Annotated in this window: 19 protein-coding genes; 12 read left to right on the top strand and 7 right to left on the bottom strand. The window is 63.8% G+C overall.

Features of this window, described 5'->3' with window-relative positions:
- The first annotated feature begins 76 nt into the window (after nucleotides 1-76).
- Nucleotides 77-763, top strand: a complete 687-nt coding sequence (gene lexA, locus KUL25_RS02750) for a transcriptional repressor LexA (protein WP_257891527.1) — start codon at nucleotides 77-79, stop codon at nucleotides 761-763.
- Nucleotides 764-964: 201 nt separating this feature from the next.
- Here lexA and KUL25_RS02745 read toward each other — a convergent pair whose 3' ends face one another.
- Nucleotides 965-2,503, bottom strand: coding sequence for an FAD-binding domain-containing protein (locus tag KUL25_RS02745; protein WP_257891526.1), 1,539 nt, complete (start codon nucleotides 2,501-2,503; stop codon nucleotides 965-967).
- Nucleotides 2,504-2,599: 96 nt separating this feature from the next.
- On the opposite strand from KUL25_RS02745, the gene pepN reads away from it, so the two are divergent.
- Complete coding sequence (pepN, locus tag KUL25_RS02740; protein ID WP_257891525.1) at nucleotides 2,600-5,173, top strand: aminopeptidase N; 2,574 nt, start codon at nucleotides 2,600-2,602, stop codon at nucleotides 5,171-5,173.
- Here the strand turns inward: pepN and KUL25_RS02735 are convergent.
- Complete coding sequence (locus KUL25_RS02735; protein ID WP_257891524.1) at nucleotides 5,170-5,907, bottom strand: heparan-alpha-glucosaminide N-acetyltransferase; 738 nt, start codon at nucleotides 5,905-5,907, stop codon at nucleotides 5,170-5,172. The genes pepN and KUL25_RS02735 overlap by 4 nt on opposite strands.
- A 151-nt stretch (nucleotides 5,908-6,058) precedes the next feature.
- Here KUL25_RS02735 and KUL25_RS02730 point away from each other — a divergent pair, with 151 nt between their 5' ends.
- Nucleotides 6,059-6,472 carry a hypothetical protein gene (locus KUL25_RS02730; RefSeq protein ID WP_257891523.1) on the top strand — a complete coding sequence of 138 codons (414 nt, stop codon included), beginning with the start codon at nucleotides 6,059-6,061 and terminating at the stop codon, nucleotides 6,470-6,472.
- A gap of 3 nt (nucleotides 6,473-6,475) precedes the next feature.
- Here KUL25_RS02730 and KUL25_RS02725 read toward each other — a convergent pair whose 3' ends face one another.
- Complete coding sequence (locus tag KUL25_RS02725) at nucleotides 6,476-7,426, bottom strand: lytic transglycosylase domain-containing protein (protein WP_257891522.1); 951 nt, start codon at nucleotides 7,424-7,426, stop codon at nucleotides 6,476-6,478.
- 118 nt (nucleotides 7,427-7,544) lie between these two features.
- Nucleotides 7,545-8,177 (bottom strand): transglycosylase SLT domain-containing protein, encoded by a 633-nt coding sequence (locus KUL25_RS02720; protein WP_257891521.1) that lies wholly within the window; start codon nucleotides 8,175-8,177, stop codon nucleotides 7,545-7,547.
- A 231-nt stretch (nucleotides 8,178-8,408) separates the two neighbouring features.
- Between KUL25_RS02720 and KUL25_RS02715 the strand changes: the two genes are divergently transcribed.
- The 5 genes from KUL25_RS02715 (at nucleotide 8,409) to KUL25_RS02695 (ending at nucleotide 12,705) form a co-directional block, all read left to right on the top strand.
- Nucleotides 8,409-10,013 carry a calcium-binding protein gene (locus KUL25_RS02715; protein WP_257891520.1) on the top strand — a complete coding sequence of 535 codons (1,605 nt, stop codon included), beginning with the start codon at nucleotides 8,409-8,411 and terminating at the stop codon, nucleotides 10,011-10,013.
- Nucleotides 10,014-10,074: 61 nt separating this feature from the next.
- Entirely contained in the window at nucleotides 10,075-11,589 is a 1,515-nt protein-coding gene (gene gatB / locus KUL25_RS02710; RefSeq protein ID WP_257891519.1) for an Asp-tRNA(Asn)/Glu-tRNA(Gln) amidotransferase subunit GatB, read from the top strand.
- Nucleotides 11,590-11,695: 106 nt separating this feature from the next.
- Nucleotides 11,696-11,923, top strand: a complete 228-nt coding sequence (locus KUL25_RS02705) for a hypothetical protein (RefSeq protein WP_257891518.1) — start codon at nucleotides 11,696-11,698, stop codon at nucleotides 11,921-11,923.
- Between the two features lie 4 nt (nucleotides 11,924-11,927).
- Nucleotides 11,928-12,059, top strand: a complete 132-nt coding sequence (locus tag KUL25_RS02700) for a hypothetical protein (RefSeq protein ID WP_255359636.1) — start codon at nucleotides 11,928-11,930, stop codon at nucleotides 12,057-12,059.
- A gap of 217 nt (nucleotides 12,060-12,276) precedes the next feature.
- A complete protein-coding gene (locus KUL25_RS02695) occupies nucleotides 12,277-12,705 on the top strand; it encodes a DUF4177 domain-containing protein (RefSeq protein ID WP_257891517.1) in 429 nt (142 codons plus the stop codon).
- Here KUL25_RS02695 and KUL25_RS02690 read toward each other — a convergent pair.
- On the bottom strand, nucleotides 12,667-12,939 hold the full coding sequence (locus tag KUL25_RS02690; protein ID WP_257891516.1) for a BolA family protein: 273 nt from the start codon (nucleotides 12,937-12,939) through the stop codon (nucleotides 12,667-12,669). The genes KUL25_RS02695 and KUL25_RS02690 overlap by 39 nt on opposite strands.
- A 78-nt stretch (nucleotides 12,940-13,017) precedes the next feature.
- Between KUL25_RS02690 and KUL25_RS02685 the strand changes: the two genes are divergently transcribed.
- Nucleotides 13,018-13,650, top strand: a complete 633-nt coding sequence (locus tag KUL25_RS02685) for a J domain-containing protein (RefSeq protein WP_068358491.1) — start codon at nucleotides 13,018-13,020, stop codon at nucleotides 13,648-13,650.
- A 128-nt stretch (nucleotides 13,651-13,778) separates the two neighbouring features.
- Nucleotides 13,779-14,975: a BaiN/RdsA family NAD(P)/FAD-dependent oxidoreductase gene (locus KUL25_RS02680; RefSeq protein WP_257891515.1), complete on the top strand. Its 1,197-nt coding sequence runs from the start codon at nucleotides 13,779-13,781 to the stop codon at nucleotides 14,973-14,975.
- A 71-nt stretch (nucleotides 14,976-15,046) separates the two neighbouring features.
- Here the strand turns inward: KUL25_RS02680 and KUL25_RS02675 are convergent, their stop codons facing one another.
- Nucleotides 15,047-16,495, bottom strand: a complete 1,449-nt coding sequence (locus KUL25_RS02675) for a TrkH family potassium uptake protein (RefSeq protein ID WP_257891514.1) — start codon at nucleotides 16,493-16,495, stop codon at nucleotides 15,047-15,049.
- 201 nt (nucleotides 16,496-16,696) lie between these two features.
- Here KUL25_RS02675 and KUL25_RS02670 point away from each other — a divergent pair, with 201 nt between their 5' ends.
- Both KUL25_RS02670 and KUL25_RS02665 read left to right on the top strand, forming a co-directional pair.
- Nucleotides 16,697-16,909: a hypothetical protein gene (locus KUL25_RS02670; protein ID WP_257891513.1), complete on the top strand. Its 213-nt coding sequence runs from the start codon at nucleotides 16,697-16,699 to the stop codon at nucleotides 16,907-16,909.
- 66 nt (nucleotides 16,910-16,975) lie between these two features.
- The gene (locus KUL25_RS02665) at nucleotides 16,976-17,293 is read left to right on the top strand and encodes a hypothetical protein (protein ID WP_068358482.1); all 318 of its coding nucleotides are present in this window, start codon (nucleotides 16,976-16,978) and stop codon (nucleotides 17,291-17,293) included.
- Nucleotides 17,294-17,387: 94 nt separating this feature from the next.
- On the opposite strand, the gene folE2 is transcribed toward KUL25_RS02665, so the two are convergent.
- A complete protein-coding gene (gene folE2, locus KUL25_RS02660) occupies nucleotides 17,388-18,476 on the bottom strand; it encodes a GTP cyclohydrolase FolE2 (RefSeq protein ID WP_257891512.1) in 1,089 nt (362 codons plus the stop codon).
- Nucleotides 18,477-18,535: the final 59 nt, after the last annotated feature.

Below are 18,535 nucleotides of genomic sequence, written 5' to 3'. Positions count from 1 at the left end.
AGAACATAACCTGAACGGGCACGGAATGTGCCGCACTTCCGGCGGAAACCGCCGGACCATCGCGAGGGAGACGGGCATGCTGACGCGCAAACAACGCGACCTACTGGAGTTCATTCACAAACGGATGCAGCGCGATGGTGTGCCGCCCTCGTTTGACGAGATGAAAGAGGCGCTGGACCTGCGCTCGAAATCCGGGATCCATCGGCTGATCACAGCGCTGGAAGAGCGCGGGTTCATCCGCAGGCTCGCCCACCGCGCCCGCGCCATCGAAATCGTGAAAATGCCCGATGCAATGCGCGACGGCGGCTTTGCGCCACGGGTCATCGAAGGCGACAGGGTCGACCCTCCGGCGGGCGCGATGCCTGTGCAAGCGGCCAATGCGCGCGATGTGCCGGTGATGGGCAAGATCGCGGCCGGTGTACCGATCGAGGCGATCAGCCAGGTGGCTTCTCACGTGGCGGTGCCCGAGCAGATGCTGGGAACCGGACGTAATCATTATGCCCTTGAGGTCAAAGGCGACTCCATGATCGACGCGGGCATCAACGATGGAGACATCGTGGTGATCGAAGAAGGCTCGACCGCGGATAACGGCGATATCGTCGTGGCGCTGGTGGAAGACCATGAGGCCACCCTGAAGCGCTTGCGGCGCAAGGGCGGCATGATCGCGTTGGAAGCAGCGAACCCGGCCTATGAGACGCGGGTGTTCCGCGACGATCAGGTGAAGGTTCAGGGCAAACTTGTGGGATTGATCCGCACGTATTGAAGGGGCCTTCGCCATGGCCCCGGCCCGGCCACTTTGGCCAGGACGCCGGGGGAATTGCGCTCTTTCAGACAATCGCCGGGCAAGCCGCACGTTCAAGTGCGTGGCACGGTGGTGCGCCTCGGGCCGCAGGGCGGTCATTCTGAAAGACTTCGATGCCTCCGGCGGGGATATTTGCAGAACGGGGAATGAGGGACCTGCGCATCACAGGCCGAGGTCAAGTTGACCGTTGGGCGCCTTGTTGCGCGGGCGGCGGGGGGCGCGGTCGTTGACGAAATGCCGCCCGGCACCGCTATCCCTGCGGCTGGCGTGCTTGCGAATGATTTGTGCCGCCTCATGGTGGAACCGATCACCCCGGCGCAACGCGAAGGCGCGGTCACGGGCGGCGCGGGCGGCCTCGGCCACGTCGACGATGGGCGCGGGATACCGGCGCCCCAAGAGGCGCCCGGCCCCGTCCCAAGCCCAAGGCGTTTGCAGGTAAGCGTCTGGTACCTCTCGCAATTCCGGGCACCACGCCAGCGTGAACGCGCCACTTGGGTCCTGGTCCTGGCCCTGTTTCACCGGGTTGTAGATGCGGATCGTGTTCATCCCCGTCGTGCCCGATTGCATCTGCATCTGCGGCCAATGGATGCCGGGCTCGTAGTCGGTGAACATCCGCGCCAGATGCGGACCGGTGGCGCGCCAATCAAGCCACAAATGATAGGAGGCCACCGACACCAGCATGGCGCGCATGCGGAAGTTGAGCCAACCGGTGGCCACCAGCGAGCGCATGCAGGCATCCACGAAGGGGATGCCGGTTTGGCCCGTTTCCCACGCCCGCAGGCGCGCGGGGTCGGGCGTGCGCGGGCGAAGGTCTTCATAGGCGGAATGCAGGCAACGGATCTCGATCGATGGCTGCGTCTCCAGCTTTTGCATGAAGTGATCGCGCCAGGCCACGCGGGCCTCGAAGCTGCGCAAACTGCCAAGCCAGCCGTCTTTCGTCCCCTTTAGCTCAGCGCGCCGGGCGGCCACGCCGTGCAGCACCTCACGCGGTGACAGCGTGCCCCAGGCCAGGTGCGGAGACAGGCGCGAGCAGGCCAAGGCCCCGTCCAGCGGCGAGGCCATCGCGCGGCGGTAGTCCTGCCCCCGCTCGGTCAGGAACGAGGCGTAGGAGGCGAGACCCGCCGCGCGTCCGCCCTTCTGGCGACCGGGACAGGGGTCGAAGGCCAGCGCAAGGTCGCGGGCGTCGGGAATTGCGCCGATATCCTCTACCACGCCCGAAAGCCCCCTTGGAACAGGGACTTGCCCCTGCCGCATCATCGCCTGCCGCCCGCCTGCCCATCCATCGCGCGAGCGCAAGCGCCGCTGCACGCCCAACTGCGGCACCTCGGTCCAGACCACGCCAGCCCCCCGCGCCCATGCCGCGACACGGCGATCGCGGGCGTAGCTCCAAAGGTTGCCGGTCTCTTCCGTGCTGATGATCTCGCCCACGTTGTGGGCCGCGCAAAGCGTGGCGAGGACCTCCACCATCTCGCCCCGGCGCACCAGAAGCGGTGCCCCAAGCGCCGCCAGATCCGCCCGCAGTTCGGCCAGGCTTTCAGCCACGAACCGCCATTGCCGGGCGGAGGCGTCCGCCTGTGCCCAAGCCTCGGGCTCGGCCACGAAAACCGGCAACACAGCCCCGCCCCGCGTCGCCGCCAAAGCCAGCGCCGGGTTGTCCTGCACCCGCAGGTCACGCTTGAACAAAACAAGAACACCTTTCATCACGTCACAGGTAGCAGATTCGCAGAGGCATTCAAGCTGCCCCATTGCAGCCCCCGGCACCGCGCCCTACGTTCCCCCCAAACCGGAGGACCAAGAATGAATGCTGTCGCCCCACAACCTACGCGCCTTGCCGATTACACTCCTTTCAGCTTTGAAATCGACAGCGTCGAGCTGACCTTCACCCTCCACCCAACCGCCACGCGCGTCCGTTCAAAGATTGCTTTCCGACCCAATCCCGCCGCCACGGATCCGACCTTTTTCCTTCATGGCGAGGGGCTTAACCTTATCAGCGCCCATATCGATGGCACCCCCGTCACGCCCCGCGTCACCGACACTGGCCTGATCTGCGCCGTCCCCGACGCCCCCTTCACCTGGGAGGCCGAGGTCCAGATTAACCCCCAGGCCAATACCGCCCTCGAAGGCCTCTATATGTCGAACGGCATGTATTGCACCCAGTGCGAGGCCGAGGGATTTCGCAAGATCACCTACTACCCCGACCGCCCGGACGTGATGGCGCCCTTTACGGTGCACATCGACAGTGACCTGCCGGTGAAACTGTCCAACGGCAATGCCGATGGCGACACTTGGCACGATCCCTGGCCCAAGCCCGCGTACCTGTTCGCATTGGTGGCGGGCGATCTGGTGGCACATTCCGACACCTTCACCACCGCCTCCGGTGCCGATGTGGCGCTCAACATCTGGGTCCGGCCGGGGGATGAGGACAAATGCGCCTACGCCATGGACGCGCTGAAACGCTCCATGCGGTGGGACGAGACGGAATATGGCCGTGAATACGACCTGTCCGTCTTCAACATCGTCGCCGTGGACGACTTCAACATGGGCGCGATGGAGAACAAGGGGCTGAACATTTTCAACTCCAAGTATGTCCTCGCCTCGCCCGAGACCGCGACAGACCGGGACTATGCCTTCATCGAGGCCATCGTAGCCCATGAATACTTCCACAATTGGACCGGCAACCGCATCACTTGCCGCGACTGGTTCCAGCTGTGCCTGAAAGAAGGCCTCACCGTCTTCCGCGACCAGCAGTTCAGCGGCGACATGCGCAGCGCCCCGGTCGAGCGGATCGGCAATGTCCTGCAACTGCGCGCGCGTCAATTCCGCGAGGATGCAGGCCCCCTGGCCCATAACGTCCGCCCGGAATCCTATATCGAGATCAACAACTTCTACACCGCCACCGTCTACGAGAAAGGCGCCGAGGTTATCGGCATGTTGCGCACCTACCTGGGGGCGGACCTCTACCGTGCGGGATGCGAGCTGTATTTCAACCGCCACGATGGGCAGGCCTGCACGATCGAGGATTGGCTCGCCTGCTTTGAAGAGGTCGCGGCCACCGACCTTAGCCAATTCAAGCGTTGGTACAGCCAGGCGGGCACGCCGAAGGTCAGCGCGTCCTGGCGACGCGACGGCGACACCCTGCATCTGTCGCTCAGCCAAGAGGTCCCGCCGACCCCCGGCCAGCCGATGAAGGAACCTGCCAAGATCCCCGTTGTCCTTGGGCTGCTGGCGGGGGACGGCACCGAAATCCTGCCCTCAACGCTGATGGATCTCGACAGCCCCAACCTTGATCTGGTCTTCGACCTCAAGGATCTCGGCGGCGGCACCGCGCCGGATCACGTCGTGCCCTCGCTTTTGAGGGGCTTCTCGGCGCCGGTGGTGCTGGATGCCGCCCTTTCGGCCCAGGACCGCGCGTTGTTGCTGGCCCACGACACCGATCCCTTCAACCGGTGGGAGGCCGCGCGCAGCCTGCTGCGCGAGGTTCTGGTGGCGGAAATCACGGGGCAAGGGACCTCTCCTGAACAGGTCGCCCGGCGTGACATGGTCCTGAGTGCCCTGCAAGATTTTTGCACCGACGAAAGCCTCGACCCGGCCTTCATCGCGCTGGTGCTGACCTTCCCTTCCGAGGATGACCTGACCCAAGCCGTCGTCGACGCCGGCCTGGTACCCGACCCGCTTATCATCGCCCAGGTGCGGGATGGCCGGATGGCCGCAGTCGGGGACGGGCTGAAAGACATTCTGACGCGTTACTATCTCGACCTCGATCCCGGCCCCGACTACACCCCCGATGCCGACAGCGCGGGCAAGCGCGCCCTACGCAATACCGCGCTGATGTTGCTGAGCACGCCGCAGGATCTGGCCCTCGCGCGGGCGCAATTCGCGGACGCTACCAATATGACAGACCAGCTTGCGGCCCTGTCGGTCCTGATCAAGGGCGATGACCGCGAGGCGGCGCAGGCGTTCGAGGCGCAATGGCGCGAGGACCGCTTGGTGATGGACAAGTGGTTCATGATTTCCGTCGCCAGCGCGCCCGCCTCCGAGGCGCTACAGGTGGCACAAGACCTCAGCCGCCACACCTTGTTCGACTGGAAGAACCCCAACCGGTTCCGCTCTCTCCTGGGGGGGCTGATCGCCAACCCCGCCGCCTTCCACGACCCTTCCGGGGCGGGCTACGCCTTTGTCGCCGATTGGTTGATCAAGATGGACGGGGCAAACCCGCAAACCGCCGCACGCATGTCGACGGCCTTCGAGACGTGGCGCCGCTATGATGCGGACCGCCAGGCGCTGATGCTGGAGGCGCTTGACCGGATCGCCACCGCGCCGGGCCTGAGCCGGGATCTGGGCGAGATGGTCTCGCGCATGCGCGGCGACTAACGCATCAGTTGCGTGGCGCTCCAGACCAGGGCGATCAAGACGGGCTGGTGCACCAGGTAGATCAGCAGGGAATGGCGCCCCGGCAGCCCCGCCAGGTGGGCGGTGCGCGACGGGGTCGGCGTGGACAGGCGCGCCCAGAGCCCTACGTGCGCCGCCCATTTCGACGCGGCCATCCCCATCAGGAACGCAGCGAACCACGGAAAGACCGGCTCATAGTCCACTGTGCTTAAAGGGATGGTTTGCAGGCCCGTCCACCACCAGTACGGCGCGTTGAAGGCGTCGCTGCGCAGATAGTCCGGGGCGTAGAACACCGCCACAGCCAGCGCCGCGATTGCCACGACCGGGAGGCGCAGGGCGGCAAGGCCCAGCAGGCTGCAGAGCGCGATGGAATGGAGGATGCCGAAGAAGACGAAAGCGTGGGGGAAGGCGATATAGGTGCCGATGCTGACCAAGAGGGCCGCCCCGGCGATGATCGCGAAGCGGCGCCAGAACGCGGCCCAGCGGATGCCGCCCCCATGGGCCAGCCACAACCCTGCGCCCGCCAGCGCCAGGAACGCGCCCGCCGTGGCCACCGCCAACGCCCGCCACAGGCCGCTTGTGGCCGTACCGGGGGCAACGTGGCCGAACATCTCCAGATCGAAGACAAAGTGGAACAGCGCCATCGCCACCAGCGCGCCCGTGCGGGCGATGTCGAGGGCGGGAATGCGCGCGGGCGTCACGGACAAATCACTCATGCCTGCGGGTCTACCAGCCCGCGCTGATCTTGCCCATCGTCCAATCGTGGCCGGCGCGCCGCAGGGGCACCGCAAAATTACGCCAAGCGCGCCGCGCAGCGGCCCCGCGCGTTCCCTAATCTGGGCACAATTCGGCGGCTATATCATCGCCATGACAGATACATTCGAATATGCCACACGTCCCGGCAGCACCGGCCTTAGCATCCTCAGCTTTGCAGGACTGAGCGCCCTCACCGTCTTTCTTTGGCAAATCTCACCGGGCTATGTGCTGCTGCTCATGGTCCCCGCTCTGCTGATGTGCCTGTGGCAGATCACACGGGTGCCGACCTACGGCATCAGGATGACCGGATCGACCTGGAACATCATGGGAGGGCAGGACGACCTTGCCATTCCAACCGCCCAGATCGCCTACCTCAGGGTCGTGGAACGTGGCGCCAATCGCCGCATCGGTCTGATGCTGGAGGATGGCACCGAGGTGGTCTTGCCGCTGGAATGTCTGCCCGACCCCTACGATCTGATCCGTGAAGCCACGAACCGGGGCATCCCGGTGCGCCAACAGGCCTGAGGCCTATAGGCGCTGTGGACGCGGCACCGGGCGGAGCGTGGGACGCGCCATTGCGGCGGGCAGCACGTCGGACGCAGCCGCATCCGACGTCATCGCCCCTTCCGCCAAGCCGACCGGACGCATCACCGGCCGCATCCGGGGCGCCGGGGCCTGGCAATACTCCTGCTGACGGACCCAGTTGCGCATGTCCTCCCGCTTGCGGCTGGAATGGAACGGTCCCCAATCGGCTGCCACACCGCGCATGCCATCGGAAATGACATTGTCGCGGGGCACCGTGATGCCCATGATGCGGATGCCGCAGCGCAGGTTCGCCGTCCCGTTAAGCAGCGCCTCCCCCGAGCCGACGTCGCAATCGCGCCACCGCGCCGTTCCCGGCGCGATCTGCACCAACCCGAACCACTGCCCGCCGCCGCCAACGGCGCGGGGATCATGTGAGCTTTCATGCCATGCGAGGGTCGAGACAAGGCCAGTCCAGAACGCTGCCCGCTGTGCGGGGGTGGCCTCCAGGTAGCCGGGACACCAGGCGCGGATGTCGTTCGGCTCCGTCTCCAGCAAGGGCGCACCGGGGCCGCGCAGCGCCGACAGAACCGCCGCCGTCCACTGGGCGCCACGGGGGTGGTTGTCCCACCGCGCCACGGGCACGGCCCAGCTGTCGCGCACTACGGGACGCGGGCTGGACGCGGGCGCCAGCGCGCTGATCTCCGGCACGTCGTCCAACACACCTTCCAGCGGGATCAAATCCTCGGGCAGGATATCTTCTTCTACAGGAATATTCAGCAAGGCCGCGACGCCCGGCGGGTCCCCATCCAACGCGGCATCCGCCCCGACCACGCCAGAAGTCACATCGACATCCCCGGCGACATCTCCGGCGTCCTGCCCATAGGAAATCCCCGGCGCAAACGCCGCCATGGCAACGAAGCCGCTGGCAAAGCAGATCAGACGCAGGGCGTCCATAGGCAGCCATCCCCCCAGGTTTGGCACAAGTTTGAAACATGCCCGAAAAACAGGCAGCAAGGCAAGTGGGCGCACATGATCCATGCCGCCACCCAATCAGCATTTGCCTAAAGCGCGGTTAACCCGCGCAATAGGGCTGTTCGGAAATCCACTGGCGCATCTCTTCGCGTTTGGGGGCCTGCACGAACGGCCCCCAATCGGCGGCCACGCCGCCGCGTGACTGCGCCACCACGCCATCGCGCGGCACGGTCGAGGCCCAGATCCGCATGGCGCAGGAGATATTGGCAGACCCGTCCAGCAGCGCCTGGCCGCTTGTCGCCTGGCAGCCATAATGGCGCGCCGTCGCGGGGCTGATCTGCACAAGGCCGAACCACCGCCCGCCGCCCCCCACGGCCTCGGGGTTCCAGGTGCTTTCGTGGCGGGCAAGCGCCGACATCAACCCGGTCCAGAACGCCTGCCGATTCTCCAACGGCGCCTCCGGATAGGCCGGGCACCACGCCTCGATATCCTCGGGCACCAGCATTGGCAGGACGCTGGCATGGGTGTCCAGCGCAGCAAAGGCCATGGCGGTCCAATCGCCGCCCTCGGGATGGTGGTCCCACCGCATCACGGGCGTGTCGATCACCTCGGCCCCCCGCCCGAAAGAGACCTCCGACAACGCACCACACCCCGAAACCGAGACGACCAGCGCAAGGCCAACGGCAGCCCGAAACCCAACTGCGGCGCGCGCCGCAACAGACAAAACCGACATGAAACAATGAACTCATAATGGCAGACCCGTCGGAATTGCGCAGATGCGCCTGCGCGCGCAAGCCATGCGCCACTCTAACCCCCTGAAAACGGCTGTTTTCCGCTCAAATAACGGGTTTCTGGCCGCTTGACCCCACCATGGAGGTTTCCCGTACCTGCGCAATCGCGACTGTGCGCCCATGATCGACGCACGCGATTTCCGGTCATTTTCATTCATTCAGGATATGTTCCCATGCCCGTCTTTTTCCTCAGCAACCTTGCGGATTACCGCCAATTCACCTCTGCCGACGATGACGTACATGGGATGCGCGGCTCCGATTATCTGCATGGGATGGGGGGCGACGACAGCATTTACGGCGGGCGCGGCCACGACACGGTGATTGGCGGTGATGGTCAGGATTTCGTGTCGGGCGGCCGGGGCAACGACCTGCTTTATGGCGGCAACCTCGATGGCAGCGATACCGCGTCCAACACCGTCAGCGGAGGATCTGGCAACGACACGATGTACGCAGGCGCCCACGGGGACCTGATGTTCGGCGGCACAGGCAACGATCACATCTTCGGCGATGACGCCAGCGATACGATCTACGGCGACAGCGGCCATGACAGCATCCACTCCGGCTTGGGCTCGGACAGTGTGGACGGCGGCACCGGCGACGACACCGTGCACGCGGGCAATGGCCACGACACGGTTCATGGCGGCGACGGGCGCGACAGCATCACCGGCGGTAACGGCAATGACAGCATTCGCGGCGGCGATGATGCCGACAAGATCCGGGGCAATTCCGGCAATGACACGATCCACGGCGACGCGGGCGAGGACACGATCTCGGGCGGGGGCGATGCGGACAGTATCCGGGGCGGCGATGACGATGACTACCTGACCGGCGGATCAGGCGACGACACCGTCCTGGGCGACGACGGCGACGACAGGATCTATGGCAACTCCGGCAACGACTACCTGCAGGGCGGCGACGGAGACGACACGGTCTATGGCGGCGCGGGCGAGGATACGTTGTTCGGCGGCGACGGCAATGACTGGTTGATCAGCGCAGGCACCACGACCGGGCAGGAACGCAGCGAGCTGTTTGGCGGTTCGGGCAACGACAGCCTGTTCTCCTCTTCGGAATATGACTATCTCAGCGGCGGCCCGGGCGATGACTTCATCGCGGGGGGCACGGGCGAAAGCACGATCAGCACCGGCAGCGGCATTGATACCGTCACCGCAGGCGATGGCGACGACTACATCGACCTGTCCTCGACCGACGGTCTCGCCAATATCAACCATGTCAACGCGGGCTCGGGCAACGACTCGATCTATGCCACTACTTCATCCCATGACAGTATAGATGGTGGCTTGGGCGACGACGATATCTTTTCCCGCTACGGCAACAACATCCTGGAAGGCGGCGCAGGCGACGACTCCATCATGGGCAGCAGCGTCGTCGCTTTGGGCGACAACACCCTGTCCAACGAGATCATTTTCGGCGGCGACGGCAACGACATGATCAATGCGCGCGGCGGCAACAACTGGATCTATGGCGGCGCCGATGACGACGTGATCACCGTCATGCAAGGTGGCACGCAGTTCAGCGGCGTCGATGTCTTCATCTTCAACACCCCCCCGAACGGCGATTTCGGTAACGACACCATCTACGGCTTCGACACGGCCGAAGACCTTGTTCTGTTCGACAGCACCGGCGGCGGGCCCGACATCGTAGATGCCTCCGTCCAGGGTAACGGCGTGCTTCTGATCATCGAGAACGGCGGCGGCACGATCTTCCTAGATGGCGCGGCAAATGGCTGGTCCATCGACAACATCGACTTCATCTTCTAACGCCCTTGCCCGGCCCCGGCCCCTGCCCTAAACCGCTTCCAGACCAACGCCGGAGGCCGCCATGCTTGACCTGACCTATGACACCCCGAAACCCCGCGTGATCGCGGGCGCCAAGCAGGATTGGGAACTTGTGATCGGGATGGAGGTCCACGCCCAGGTCTCCACCAACGCCAAGCTCTTCTCCGGGGCCTCCACTCGCTTCGGGGCCGAGCCCAACTCCAACGTGGCCTTCGTCGACGCGGGCATGCCCGGCATGCTGCCCGTCATCAACCAGGCCTGCGTGGATCAGGCCGTGCGCACGGGCCTTGGCCTGAAAGCGCAGATCAACCTGAACTCGGCCTTTGATCGCAAGAACTACTTCTACCCCGACCTGCCCCAGGGCTATCAGATCAGCCAGCTTTACCACCCGATCGTGGGCGAAGGCGAAGTGCTGGTGGAACTGGGCGACGGCCGCGCCCGCCTTGTGCGGATCGAGCGCATTCACTTGGAACAGGACGCCGGCAAATCCATTCACGATATGGACCCGGCGCTATCCTTCGTCGACCTCAACCGCACCGGCGTTGCGCTGATGGAGATCGTGTCCCGCCCCGACATCCGCTCGCCGGAGGAAGCCGCGGCCTACGTCGTGAAGCTGCGCCAGATCATGCTGTATCTGGGCACCTGCGACGGCAACATGCAAAACGGCAACCTGCGCGCCGACGTCAACGTCTCGGTCTGCGCGCCGGGCCAGTATGAGAAGTACCAGGCCACGCAGGATTTTTCTCACCTCGGCACGCGGTGCGAGATCAAGAACATGAACTCCATGCGTTTCATCCAGCAAGCCATCGAGGTGGAGGCCAAGCGCCAGATCGCCATCCTCGAGTCCGGCGGCGAAGTGCATCAGGAAACCCGCCTCTACGATCCCGACAAGGGTGAGACACGGTCCATGCGCTCCAAGGAAGAGGCGCATGATTATCGCTACTTCCCCGACCCCGACCTTCTGCCGCTGACCTTCGATCAGGCTTATGTCGACGGCATCGCAGCCGATCTGCCAGAGCTACCTGACGCAAAGAAGGCGCGCTTTGTTAACGACTTTAGCCTTTCCGACTACGACGCCTCCGTGCTGACCGCCGATGTCGAAGCGGCACAGTATTTTGAGGCCGTCACCGCAGGCACCAAGAACGGCAAGTTGGCCGCCAACTGGGTCATCAATGAGCTGTTCGGCCGCCTCAAAAAAGACGAGCGCGGGATCGAGGACAGCCCCGTCACGCCCGCGCAACTGGCGGAATTGATCACGCTGATCGATGCCGACACGATCTCGGGCAAGATCGCCAAGGACGTGTTCGAGATCAGCTATACATCGGGCCGCTCTCCTGCTGAGATCGTAGAGACCGAGGGCCTCAAGCAGGTGACGGACACCGGCGCGATTGAGGCCGCCGTCGACGAAATCATCGCCGCCAACCCCGACCAGGTCGCCAAGGCTCAGGAAAACCCCAAGCTTGCGGGCTGGTTCGTGGGACAGGTGATGAAGGCCACCGGCGGCAAGGCGAACCCCAAGGCCGTCAACCAGATCGTCGCGGCGAAGCTGCGCTCATAAAGGGCACGGCGAAGCGTAACGGATAGCGCACGCCCATCGGGACGGTGGGTGGGGCGCCGCCCCCGGCGCGTGTCACCCTCGTCCGCCCCCCAAATCGGAGCCTCCCATGCCTCCCAGACGCCGTGACCCCCTCGCCACCCACAACGAGCGCGTCCGCCTGCGCTCGAACTTCCTCAACGCGCTCTCAATCGGTTTTCTGGGCTTCGCATTCCTGCGCCCGCTTGTTGACGGAACCTTAATCCTCAACGTGCTAACTTTGGCCTTTCTCGTGACCGGAGTTGTCTTGCACGGCGTCGCACACTATATTCTACGGTATCTCGAAACGGAGGACTGACGTCATGGACAACCTAAGCCTACTCGCCATCCCCGCCTTCGCCCTGGCCTTTGCGGCCTTCCTGCTGTGGGACACCCGCCGCACCGCCCGCCTTAACGAGCGAGCCGTGCCCGCGAAAACCAACTCTGACAAGTAACCGCGCGCCGGGCCAGGTGCCGCCCCACCACGACAGCGCCTTCCCCTCGGCCGGGCCTCGGCCCGGGACCAAGTCAACCTAAACGCACAAAACTCTGCGTTGACCCTGACTTTTTGCGAAGATCGTGTAATCGCAGAGTAACTGCCAGTTCCATACACCCGGTAATGGCTATCTCTCCCCCTTGCGTCCGGCGCGGTCTCGGCGCCATAACTCCCCCATGAAAACCGAATACAAAGTCGTCCCCGCCCCCGAAAAAGCCATTAAGCAACGCGGCCTCAAGGGGGCTGCCCTGTTCGCCCATTCCGTGGAAGCGTTGATGAACGAATTGGCCGCCGAGGGCTGGCAATACGTCCGCTCCGACACCCTCCCCCAGGAAGAGCGTTCGGGCCTCACCAGCAAGGTCACGATCTACCGTAATCTCTTGGTATTTCAGCGCATTATCGACGAACACGCGGCCGATTCCCCTGCCCCGGTCATAGCGCCAGCGCCATCCCCCGTCGTCGAGAGTGCGCCCAGGACAGAGGCCGCGCCCAGGACAGAGGCCGCGCCCGAAGCGGACGACGAAATCACCAACCTCTGGCACACCTCCGATGACACCCCCGAGCCGCTAGTCGCGGATCGTCAAAGCCAGCGCGTGGATCTCTGACATTAAATCAGGGCCAATGGCCGTGTGCACCATTCTGTGCCGGGCGATCCGGCTAAGACCCTGAAACTTATCACTTTCCACGGTTACGATGAAGTGGCTACCCCCCCCCTCCTGAAAACCCGCATGGCCGCGATGGCTCTCGCTGTCGTCCACAACCTGCACCACCTTTGGGGCAAATGCCTCTCTCAGCGCCGCTTCAATTCTCTCTGCCCTGGTTTTTTCTGGCCGCGTCATCATTTCACCCCTCAAAGACCTTCCCCTCAGCCACCAAAACACTAAACTGCTTACTCCCGATAGAACAGGTGCGTTCCCATGGCTGACAAAGATCCCTTCAATTTCGATCTTAGCGTCAAATCCGACAAGAAGAAGCGGCGCACCGGTCGGCGCGGCATGTCCGGCGCCGTCGAGACCTCGCAACGGGTCTGCGAAGCGCCCGATTGCGAAGAACAGGGCCAATACCGTGCGCCCAAAGGTCCTGATAACCTTGAAGAATTTCACTGGTTCTGCCGAGAGCACGTGCGAGAATACAATCTGAAGTGGAACTTCTTCGAAGGCACGACAGAGGCCGAGATGAATGCCCAGATGGACCGTGATCGGGTTTGGGACCGGCCGACCAAGCCGCTCAAGCGCTCGGCCGAGGAACGCGCCTGGCAGCGGCTCGGCATCGAGGATCCGCACCAGGTTCTGGGCCAGAACGCGACGCAAAACCCCGGTCGCGGCGCGGGCTCCAAAGGGCGCCGCCTGCCGCCGACCGAACGCCGCGCGGTCGAGATCCTCGAGGTCAAGGACAACGCCACCAAAGTGGAAATTCGCAAGGCTTACAAGGCGTTGATCAAGGTGCTGCACCCCGACATGAACGGCGGCGACCGCTCGGATGAGGAAAAACTGCAAGAGGTCGTCTGGGCCTGGGACCAGCTGAAGATCAGCCGCAACTTCGCCGATTGAGACATAAGCCCGCGTAGCGGCCACCGCGCGCGAGTCGAAGCCGAGCGCGCCGATGGCCACCATAATCGGGCTCTCGCCAAAACTGGTCGGCGCGCATCAGCGCGGCGCCCCCTCGAGGAGGCACCCCCATGGTCCATTCCGTCCAGACCCTGATCCTCGGCGCCGGCGCCGCGGGGCTGATGTGCGCCGCCCATGCGGGGCCCGACGTGCTGGTCGTGGACCACGCCAAAGCCCCCGCCGAGAAGATCCGCATCTCCGGCGGCGGGCGCTGCAACTTTACCAATATGTACACCGAGCCCGAGAATTTCCTGAGCGAAAACATTCACTTCGCCAAGTCCGCCCTCAGCCGCTACACGCAATGGGATTTCCTCGACCTCGTCACGAAACACGGCATTCCCCACCACGAAAAGACCCTCGGCCAACTCTTCTGTGACCGTTCTGCCAAGGACATCATCGCCATGTTGCTGGCCGAGATGGGCCCTGCCAAGCTATGGCTCCAGACCGAGATAGCAGAGGTCTCCCACCGCGACGGAGCGTTCCACGTCACCCTGACGCGTGAGGGCAAACGCCATGCCGTCGTCGCCCGCAACCTCGTCCTCGCCACAGGCGGCAAATCGATCCCCAAGATGGGCGCCACGGGCCTCGCCTATCGGCTCGCGGCGCAATTCGGCCACCGCGTGACAGAGACCCGCCCCGCCCTTGTTCCCCTGACGTTCGAGGGTGCGGCGAAGGCCCACTTCGCTGCCCTTTCCGGCACCTCCGTCCCCGCGCGCGTCGCCTGCAACGGCACCAGTTTCGACGAGGGCATGCTGTTCACCCACCGGGGCCTGTCGGGCCCCTCGATCCTGCAAATCTCATCCTATTGGACGGAGGGTGACACCCTCTCCCTGCACCTGTTGCCCGAAACTGACCTCTATGAGACCCTGCGCGCGCAACGCACGCAGGCGGGCGGCAAGGCCCTCACGACTATCCTGGCCGACCATCTGCCAAAGAAACTGGTACAGCACCTGGCCGAGGCCTGGGGGCTGTCCGGCAACCTCGCCGATCAATCCGACACCGCCCTGCGCGCGCTCACCGAGCGCCTCTCGGCATGGCATGTCACGCCGACCTCGTCCGAGGGATACCGCACGGCGGAAGTCACCCTCGGCGGGATCGCGACAGAGGGCCTGTCATCAAGAACCATGGAAAGCCAACACGTTAGCGGGCTCTATGTCATCGGTGAGGCCGCCGATGTGACCGGATGGCTCGGGGGTTACAATTTCCAATGGGCCTGGTCCTCGGGCGTAGCCGCCGGGCGCGCCATCACTGGGCAGCCCGGCCACTAGCCCCACGCGCCCAATTCCTTGAAGGAATTGTGAAAACTCTTGCAAGAGTTTTCCACCGCCCGTGGCGCGCCTCACGCCCGCCAGAAGGTCGCGGTGAACAGGACCAGGACCGCCATCAATTCCAGTCGCCCGATCAACATCGCCGCCGACAACAGCCATTTTGCCGTGTCATTGAGCGGCGCAAAATTTCCACTCGGGCCGATCACATCCCCGAGGCCGGGCCCGATGTTGGCCAGCGCCGAGGCCGCCCCCGACACGGATGTCACCACATCCAGCCCCGTCAGGCCCAAAAGTACGGCGAAGATGCCCAAAAGGACGAAAAACAGCACGAAAAACGCCATGACCGACGAGATGACTTCCTCGGCCACCGGGCGCCCCTCGAACCTTGGCTCGAAAATGCCATGGGGGGCGTAGATGCGTTTGACCTGTGTCGATATCGCCGCAAACAGCAATTGGTAGCGGAACACCTTGATCGAGCACGACGTCGATCCGGCGCAGCCGCCGATCAGACCGATGAAGAAGAACATCACCGGCACAGCAGGCCCCCACAACTGGTAATCAACGCTAGCGTATCCGGTGCCAGAAATGATCGAGGTCACGTTGAACACGCCCTCGCGGAAGCCATGTTCGAAGCCGTCACCATCGGCGATCAGCCGGTAGAGCGTGAAGATCAGCGTCAGGATCAGGATCAACCCCAGGTAGGCCCGGATCTGGGTATCCAGAAAGAACGGCTTCGCGGTCCCGGCGACCAGTTGGATGTAGCGCACAAAGGGCAAACTCGCCAGGATCATGAAGACCGACGCGACATATTCCGCCGGCCCCTGAAACGCCCCGAACGACGCGTTGTAATTCGAAAATCCGCCCGTCGACATGGTGGTCAGCGCATGCATCAAGGCATCGAAGGGGAGCATCCCCACGGCCAGGTAGGCCAACCCGCAAGCAATGGTCAGGCCCAGGTAAATAACCGAGATCCGGCTTGCGATTTCACCGGCGCGCGGCAGGATTTTTCCCATTGTATCAAAGGATTCGGACCGAAAGATCTGCATCCCCCCCACCCGTAGTTCGGGCAGGAACACCATCGCGACGACGATGATCCCGATGCCGCCAAACCACTGCATGAGCCCGCGCCAGAGGTTCAGGCCCACAGGCAGGTTGTCGAGGTCCGTGAGCACCGTCGATCCCGTGGTGGTCATGGCCGACATCGCCTCGAAAACGGCATCCACAAGGCGCGCGTCTACCGCGCCAAAGATGAAGGGCAGCGCGCCGAACAGGGGCAAGACCAGCCAGACGCCGGTGGTCAGGAAGAACGTCTGCTGGATCGACAGCCCCTGCGTGACGCCATTGGCGCAGGCCAGCGTCAGCAAGAGGCCAGTGACCACCGTGACCGCCGCAGATTCCGCAAACGCCCCCCAATGGCCGTTGTCCGCCCAGACATCGGCCCCCAGCGGGATCGCCATCGTCACCCCAAGGGTGAGGACCAGAAGGCCCAGAACATAGCCCACCGGGCGCAAATCGAACATGGGGCGGAGCGTTGGCGCGCCAACGCCTGCCTGTCAAGCGGGCCGCACCGGGGGCAAGGTGCAAGGACGCACTAAAGGATTGATTTGATGGGCTGCCGCGGCTACCGTTTTGTCAATAACACGGTCACAGCTGCCCGCCTGCCACGGCCCGCCGGTGACCCAAGTGCGATATCGCCCACAAAGGGGCGTCAAAAGACGGTGATGGTTGATATGTCGAACGAGGCTCCCAAAAACGGCAGCAAATCGTTGAGCGATGCCGACATCGCCACGTTTGCCCGTCGCGCGGGCCCCAGTTCGGGGGCTCCGGGCACGGATGCGGATGCCCATAGCGACTCCGATGTTCCCGCAGCGGCCACCGATCACGACACAGCACCCGCACCTAAAAAACCCCTTCATACCGATAAAGACAGTTAACCTATGTCGCGGCCCCGGCTGCCGACCCCCATTCAACCCAGCCAATTTGCAAGGGAGACCACCCAGATGGACGAAAACAGCAACGACAAGAAAAAGAACGCCTCTGCCGGAAAACCGTTGTCCGAAGATCAGATCAGCTCCAAGCGCATGGACCGTCGTACGGTACTGCGCAGCGTGGGCCTTGCGGGCCTCGGCGCCGGTACCGTAGGCGTCACCGCCTGTGTGCCCTACGGCATCACCGACGTGGACAACGGCAACATCACCGACCCCGTCGGCGCGGGCCGCGGCTCACCGCTCAGCTATCGCTCTGGCGTGACGGACCGCGATTGGGGCGGCAACATCACCGACCGCGTGGGCTACGGCCGCGGACGCCCTTACTACTGAACCGAGACTTGCATACACAATGAAAGGCCCCCGGCGTTTGCAGGGGGGGGCTTTTTGTTTTCAGCACGTTATACGATGATCTTCGTGTATCACTTTAACCGACGTGGATCAGCGACGGGAACAGCTTCGGGTCAAGACTGACCTCGGCAAAGGTCTCACCCTCGGTCAGCAAGCTGACCGCATCATGACTGTGCAGGCTTTCCTGATGGCTGGCCATAACCCGGAAATCGCCGACCGCCTCATGGCTCTGCAACTGCTCGGCGAAAAGGCGTGCGGCATCTTCCACGAAGATCGGATTGGCGGCGTTCAACTCGGCAAAGGCCTGCTCGTCCTCGCGCTTGACCATCACCTGCGTCTCGGTCGGCACGCCCTTGCGCGCCATCTCGATCAGCTCTTCGAACCAGACGCCCTCGCCTTTCAACTCCACCGACAGCCGCGCAACCGAGCGTTGGGAATGCGGCGTCGCCAATTGCCCCCGCGTGGCACGGGCGTGTTCAGACAGTTCAAGCGAACAGGGACAGGTGGAGGAATAGACGTAATCCAGATGCACGATGCGCTGACGCACCCCGTCCCGCTCCACCAGTTCCAGCGCGATATCGTAGTATTGCCAACCGGACAGGCCCGAGCGCAGGCTTTCGACTTGCATCGGGTAGCTCAGGCGCATCTGGATGCGCGCATCGAAACTGCCCAGATCGGCCTTGTAGTCATCCAGCGCCGCCTCGATCACGCCGAAGCCAAAAGCCGCCTCGGCGTGCTTGTAGAAGGACCGCATGATGCGGCTCATGTTGATGCCTTTATGATCCGCCTCAAGGCTGACCGTGCCAGTGACCGAGGTCTCAAGCATCACCTGGGCCCCATCACGGACATCGTAGCGGATCGGAAGGCGGAAGTTGGAAATCCCCACATGCTGAATACGCCGGTTCGCCCCCTTGATCAGCGATGCAGGCCCGTTCTGCAGGTCCGGTAGCGTGGCACGATAGGCAGCATCGACGGCGAAATCGTCGGGGTAGCTGCGGGAGAACTCCGGATAGGACTGCGCCCGCACAAGTCGGGCCAGCTTCGGGTCCAGGGCGTTGATCTGATCGGCAGACGCGTCCTCAGTCCAGGCGCTCAACAGTTCAAGCGCTTTTTGGATCTGAAGGGTCGATGGCCGTTGATCGGCGGTCTTAACATGAACGTTCATGTGCCACTCTCTCTTTGATGGTTTCGTCCCACGATATGGCGCAGGTTGTGCAAAACCCA

This window comes from Gymnodinialimonas phycosphaerae, assembly GCF_019195455.1.
GTDB classification, from domain to species: Bacteria; Pseudomonadota; Alphaproteobacteria; order Rhodobacterales; family Rhodobacteraceae; genus Gymnodinialimonas; species Gymnodinialimonas phycosphaerae.
This window is presented reverse-complemented; position numbering and strand designations above follow the sequence as displayed.